Source organism: Polaromonas sp., assembly GCF_018780625.1.
Lineage (GTDB): Bacteria > Pseudomonadota > Gammaproteobacteria > Burkholderiales > Burkholderiaceae_C > Polaromonas.
Genome location: NZ_JADMJK010000092.1, coordinates 8,413 through 9,898, shown reverse-complemented (window position 1 = coordinate 9,898; position 1,486 = coordinate 8,413). Strand labels below are relative to the sequence as shown.

The following is a 1,486-nucleotide window of genomic DNA, read 5'->3' as shown; positions in this document are numbered from 1 at the left end:
CCCATGTGCAGCTTGCCGCTGGGGTAAGGCAGCATGGAGCAGGCGTAGTATTTCTGGCGGCTGGCGTCTTCGCGCACGCGGTAAGCGTCAACGGCAGTCCATTGGGTTTGCGCGTTGCGCTCTACGTCTAGGTGGTTGTATTTGTCTTGCATGGAAAATCTGAAAACCGGAAAAAGAACCCGGAAACACGGGCCGGGCAGCACATCGCTGCGAACGCTTGATTTTAGAGGCTGGACACGCCGCTTGGATTAACGGCCGGGCGCGGGGCTTGCAGCGGCGGCCGGCCCGGGGTCCGCCACAAAACCGATGCGGTTCAACCCGGCTTTTTGCGCCGCGCCCATCACTTCCACCACCTTGCCATACGGCACGGCCTGGTCGGCGCGCAACTGGACTTCGGTGTCGGGGTGCTGGCGCGCGGTTTGCGCCAGCGCGCTTGCCAATTCGTCCGGCGACAGCGGCCTGTCATTCAAAAAAGCCTGGCCTGAACGGTCGACCACCAGCGTCACAAATCGGGGCGTTTCGCTCGTTCTGGCGGCATCGGTTACAGGCAAATCGAGCGCGATGGTGCTGGCCAGCAGCGGCGCCGTGATGATGAAAATCACCACCAGCACCAGCATCACATCTACCAGCGGCGTCACGTTGATGTCGCTCATGGGTTGCGGCCCCTGCGTGCGTTCCAGCCTGCCAAAGGTCATAACGCCCCCACGCTTGTCGCTTCGCGTACTGCGCTGCCCCCCGGGGGGGCTGAACTTGCTTGGGGCGGCCCGGCGCTGCGTTCGCCGGCCCCCACGCTCGGCGCGCCACGTTCTGTAGCGGTCAACAACTCGCGCAAATCACGCGCAAATCCCTCCAGGTCGGCCTCAATGCGGCCAATCATGCGGCCAAAGACGTTGTAGGCCAGCACGGCAGGAATGGCGACCGCAAGGCCGGCCGCCGTCATGATGAGCGCCTCGCCGACCGGCCCCGAGACCTTGTCAATCGTGACCTGCCCTGCAGTCGCCATGCCGGTCAGCGCATGGTAGATACCCCACACCGTTCCCAGCAGGCCGACAAAAGGCGCGGTCGAGCCGACCGTGGCCAGCAGCACCTGGCCGAACTGGAGCTTGTTCAGCACGGCATGCAGGGCGTCGCGCAGCACACGGGTGAGTTGCTGCGCCTTGTCGCCGGCGGTTGCCAGCGTGCCCTGGGTCCTGAACCGGGTCGCTGCGATCAGCGGCAGCACCAGCGCCTCGCGGTCAAACGCGGCGACCTTTTCGGCGGCGACCTCAACCGACGCGGACTGCCAGAAGACGGCCGTGCTGCGCGCCACATCGCCCACAGCGCGGTGGAGCAGCCAGACTTTCCAGAGAATCACAACCCAGCTGGCCACCGACATCGCCAGCAGCAGCATCGCCACCAATTGGCTGATGAGGCCGCCTTGGGCGATGAGGGCCAGCAGATTCATGCGGGCATCACTTCAGATTGAGCACATCAAACATGTCAAACA

At 64.3% G+C, this 1,486-nt stretch carries 2 protein-coding genes; both read right to left on the bottom strand.

The genetic code is table 11. The features are described 5' to 3' along the window. Nucleotides 1–248 precede the first annotated feature (248 nt). Nucleotides 249–695: a biopolymer transporter ExbD gene (locus IV091_RS08495; protein ID WP_293467553.1), complete on the bottom strand. Its 447-nt coding sequence runs from the start codon at nucleotides 693–695 to the stop codon at nucleotides 249–251. Beyond that, the gene (locus tag IV091_RS08490) at nucleotides 692–1,444 is read right to left on the bottom strand and encodes a MotA/TolQ/ExbB proton channel family protein (protein WP_293467551.1); all 753 of its coding nucleotides are present in this window, start codon (nucleotides 1,442–1,444) and stop codon (nucleotides 692–694) included. The genes IV091_RS08495 and IV091_RS08490 overlap by 4 nt, the downstream gene beginning before the upstream one ends. Nucleotides 1,445–1,486 lie beyond the last annotated feature (42 nt).

Coding starts and splice junctions, on each gene's coding strand:
- IV091_RS08490 (WP_293467551.1), bottom strand. CDS start 1,444: ATGAATCTGCTGGCCCTCATCGCCCAAGGCGGCCTCATCAGCCAATTG.
- IV091_RS08495 (WP_293467553.1), bottom strand. CDS start 695: ATGACCTTTGGCAGGCTGGAACGCACGCAGGGGCCGCAACCCATGAGC.